3 protein-coding genes and 1 pseudogene are annotated in these 2,696 nt (G+C 31.4%); 2 read left to right on the top strand and 2 right to left on the bottom strand.

All coding sequences use genetic code 11. The annotated features are described in order from the left end of the window. The coding region (locus tag CI949_RS19590) for a flagellar protein (protein ID WP_290769552.1) at nt 1-279 on the bottom strand (279 nt) is incomplete at its 3' end. A gap of 241 nt (nt 280-520) precedes the next feature. Here CI949_RS19590 and CI949_RS19585 point away from each other — a divergent pair. After that, the gene (locus CI949_RS19585; RefSeq protein WP_089717067.1) at nt 521-1,525 is read left to right on the top strand and encodes a chemotaxis response regulator protein-glutamate methylesterase; all 1,005 of its coding nucleotides are present in this window, start codon (nt 521-523) and stop codon (nt 1,523-1,525) included. Nucleotides 1,526-1,530: 5 nt separating this feature from the next. Continuing rightward, the gene (locus CI949_RS19580; protein ID WP_290769549.1) at nt 1,531-2,322 is read left to right on the top strand and encodes a protein-glutamate O-methyltransferase CheR; all 792 of its coding nucleotides are present in this window, start codon (nt 1,531-1,533) and stop codon (nt 2,320-2,322) included. A gap of 102 nt (nt 2,323-2,424) precedes the next feature. Here CI949_RS19580 and CI949_RS19575 read toward each other — a convergent pair. Beyond that, a pseudogene (locus CI949_RS19575) lies at nt 2,425-2,696 on the bottom strand (hypothetical protein); the annotation flags it as partial.

Below are 2,696 nucleotides of genomic sequence, written 5' to 3'. Positions count from 1 at the left end.
ACCTGATTCTATCTCTCTACCACAGGTTTTACATTTTAAAGAATATTCAATATCTAGCCCTTCACTCTGCAGTCTGTCTTCTTTGATAAATTTAATAATCATCGTTTCTTTAACTCCGGTTGCTTCAGATACAGTGGGGACTGTGGAATTAGGATGATCCCAGAGATACTCTTTAACCAGCTCAAATTTTTCTTCTTCACTCTGCCTGCAGTCAGGACAAACTTTTGAACCTGCAGAAGCAAAAACCTTACCACATTCCTGACAGTTAATTAGATTCATTTTTAACCTCCCTGTTATTTCCATTAATAATTTGATAGAATGTTATTTATACAAAATTAAATTTTTAATGTAATTAATGATATTGTATCATTTTAAGAAGAAATTTTAAACTTTTTTTAAAGGTATTTTATTAAATTTAAAGAATATAATCTATAATAGTTCTACAAATTAAATCTCGAAGTTAAATAAATTTAGAAAATATATTTATTTTAAAAACAAGCAGAATTAGGAGGCACTCAAAATGCTAAAAGTAATGATCTGTGATGATTCAGCTTTTATGCGTAAAATATTTTCAGATACAGTTGAATCAGATTCTGAACTTACAGTAATAGATACAGCCTATAACGGTCAAAACTTACTCGATAAATTAGAAAAAAATAAGGCAGATCTTTTAATGCTTGATATTGAAATGCCTGTTTTAAATGGCTTAGAAACTTTAAAAATTGTAAAAGAAAAGTATTCAGATTTACCTGTGATTATGGTTAGTGCCCTTGATAATAGTGAAACTGTCTTTAAAGCTTTAGATTTAGGGGCCTTTGATTTCATCCCTAAACCAGGAGGCTCCATCTCTTTAAATATTGATTCAATTAAAGAAGAATTAATCAGCAAACTTAAGGCTGCTCATCAGTCTAAAAAAGAAAGAGTTACTAAACCGGTTCAGATTACTAAACAAATTAAAGAATTCCCAATAGTGGCAATTGGAACCTCTTCTGGTGGTCCTAGAGCACTGACAACACTTTTGAGCGACATTCCTGATAATTTCCCGGCAGCCTTTGTCATTGTTCAGCATATGCCAGCCGGTTTTACCAAAACTCTGGCTGAACGCTTAAATACTGTATCAGGTTTAAATATCAAAGAAGCTGAAACAGGAGATAAATTAGAAAAAGGAAAAGGGCTTTTAGCACCTGGAGATTATCATTTAGAAATTAATCATAAGGGAAAGGTTGAATTAAATCAAAAGCCTAAAGAACATGGAGTTAGACCTTCAGTAGATTATATGTTGAAAAGTCTAGCCAGAAATTTTAATAAAAAAAGAATTACAGCCTGTATCTTAACAGGAATGGGGCGAGATGGAGCAGCCGGCATGAAAGAACTTATAACAGGTGGTGCCTACGGAATTATAGAAGCTAAAGAAAGTGCTCTTGTTTATGGAATGCCATCTGCAGCTGCAGCCAAAGGTGCCTATGATGAAATTTTAAACATCAACGATATTGCAGCAAGATTAATAGAAATAGTGGAGGGATAAATTATATGAGCATAACGTTTTCTGAGTTTAAGGATCAGGCAAAAAAAATTTTAAATATTGATTTAGACGGTTACAAATTGGATCGAGTTGAAAGAAGAACTAAAAGTTTAATGCGCAGATATGATGTCGCTGATTTTAAAGAGTGTATTAATTTAATTGAGAGTGACAGCAAATTTAAAGAAGCCTACCTCAATCATTTTACAATTAACACTTCGGAGTTTTTCCGTAATCCGGAAAGTTTTGAGTTCCTTAAAAAAAATGTTCTACCCGAGTTAATCCAAAGGAAAAACAAATTGCGAATCTGGAGTGCTCCTTGTTCCAATGGCTGTGAACCTTATACGCTGGCAATTATACTCAAAGAACTTGGCCTAAGTTCAAATCGTTTTGAAATCTATGCAAGTGACCTGGATCCAGAAATTTTAAATAAGGCCAAAAGGGGGTTATACCGGGAAAATGCCCTTAAAAATGTTTCAGATTCTAGAATGAAAAAATATTTTACCGAAGATTCTTCCAAAGAGAACTTTTACCATTTAAGTAATGATATAAAAAAGATGGTTAATTTTGAACAAAAAGATTTAATTAACGGTAGATTTGATAGAAATTGGGATTTGATATTAAGCCGCAACTTCTTTATTTATCTTACAAAAGAAATGAAAGATCAGCTGATAAAGAAGTTTCTTTCAGTCTTAAACTCTGATTCCTATTTCTTTTTAGGAAATACAGAATATATCTTTTCAGCTGATAAATATAATCTAAAAAAAGTATATCAATCTATCTATAAGTATAATAATAATTAACTAAAAACAACTTTAAACACTTTATTTTAAATTACTATCAAGCGGCAGTTTTTTTATGCTGCCCTGATAGATATTCTTTATTTTTAAAATAAAACTCGAAATTTACTTCAAAACATGCTTTAAATTTTTCTGAAAGATCTTATTATCAGGCTCTTTTTCGATTGCTTTTTTAAAAAATTGTGCCGCAAGCTCTTTATTACCAAGATTATTATTATAAATTGCTCCGATCTGATTATAGACATAACCGGTGCGGTCATAGTGCTCAACTGCTTCCTGTAAAATTTCTACACTTTTTTTCCAGTTTTCGTTTTTCTGTTCTTCAATTGCTTCTTTTAGCAGAGCAAAATGCTTTAAATAATCCTCTTTTAATTCAT

The sequence above is a fragment of the Halanaerobium sp. genome, assembly GCF_003070835.1.
The sequence above is the reverse complement of the archived record's forward strand: the minus strand, read 5'-3'. Positions and strand labels throughout refer to the sequence as shown.